General features: G+C 40.9%; 3 protein-coding genes. All 3 read left to right on the top strand.

The window, feature by feature from the left end; translation table 11 throughout:
* Window positions 1–79: 79 nt before the first annotated feature.
* Window positions 80–544 (top strand): nucleoside 2-deoxyribosyltransferase, encoded by a 465-nt coding sequence (locus HMPREF2881_RS01745; RefSeq protein ID WP_070653629.1) that lies wholly within the window; start codon window positions 80–82, stop codon window positions 542–544.
* Entirely contained in the window at window positions 541–726 is a 186-nt protein-coding gene (locus HMPREF2881_RS11970; RefSeq protein ID WP_070653628.1) for a hypothetical protein, read from the top strand. Before HMPREF2881_RS01745 ends, HMPREF2881_RS11970 begins: the two co-directional genes overlap by 4 nt.
* Window positions 714–1,056 (top strand): thermonuclease family protein (locus HMPREF2881_RS01735; protein ID WP_070653627.1); only part of this gene is annotated, 343 nt, incomplete at its 3' end. The genes HMPREF2881_RS11970 and HMPREF2881_RS01735, both read left to right, overlap by 13 nt.

Genomic DNA, 1,056 nt, shown 5'->3' with positions numbered 1-1,056 from the left:
ATCATAAGAATGGTAAAGAAGATTTAGATAAAGCGCGTTGGTATTTAAATCGTGCATTTGAAAAGTGGGAGGACCAACAATGATCTATTTAGGTGGCGACATGCTAAGCATAGGACAACAGATGCGTCGTGAGTGGGAAAAGCAAGAGTTACAGCGATTAGGTTTTAAAGTCTACGCACCACATGACGATAAGGATATAAATGATAAAGCGAATGCTAAGCAAGATAAACTAGCAGAACGTATTGTGTTTAACGACACACTAGGCATGGAAATAAGCGATGTAATGATATTTGACTACTTACCTCATGCACAAGGGACAATTTGCGAAATGGGGTACGCACAGCGCCTCAAAAAAGATAGTGAGAAGGATATTAAGATTTACGTTCAATGTACTGACATCAGACAAGGAACAGGACATGTTTCAGATGAACAGGACCGAGCAGAGTTCAGCATCAATCAGTATGTCTATGGCGTAATTATGGATATTACTGACGGTAGAGGTATTCAAACGTTTGATGAGATATGTGAGGAGTTAATCTCATGATACTTAGCAACACAATTAACCAACGCTATCGCTATGCTACACAAGGCAAGACACCTACACAAATACAACAGGAGTTACGTGAGTTAGGTGTCAAAGGCTTTGTGGTTAAGGTAGCAGGAAGTAGAGTGACGATGAAAGTTAGTGAGTGTGACATAAAAAGGAACAGGGAGTGTTTACGATAGACATCAACAATCTCTACACCTACAAAGCAACATGCACCAATGTTGTGGACGGGGATACTTTGGATATTTTACTCGATTATGGCTTTGATACCTACGCTAAACGTCGTGTACGTTTGCTAGGTGTCGATACGCCAGAAAGAGGACAGGATAAGTTTAAAGAGGCAACAGCGTTCACTAGAGAATGTGTAGAACATAAAGATATCTACGTGCAGACGTACAAGAGTGATGTGTTCGGTAGGTATCTCGCTAATGTGTGGTACGAGGACGGGCAACGTAGTTTGAATGATGATCTAAGGGACGCAGGACTATTGAAAGAGAATTCGAAATGGA

The sequence above is a fragment of the Staphylococcus sp. HMSC057A08 genome, assembly GCF_001812925.1.
GTDB classification, from domain to species: domain Bacteria; phylum Bacillota; class Bacilli; order Staphylococcales; family Staphylococcaceae; genus Staphylococcus; species Staphylococcus hominis.
Note: the sequence above shows the minus strand (reverse complement) of the source record. Positions and strands in the feature narration are given on the sequence as shown.

Bases quoted from the DNA above. Each gene is read 5' to 3' on its own strand.
- HMPREF2881_RS01745 (WP_070653629.1), top strand. From the start codon at position 80: ATGATCTATTTAGGTGGCGACATGCTAAGCATAGGACAACAGATGCGT.
- HMPREF2881_RS11970 (WP_070653628.1), top strand. From the start codon at position 541: ATGATACTTAGCAACACAATTAACCAACGCTATCGCTATGCTACACAA.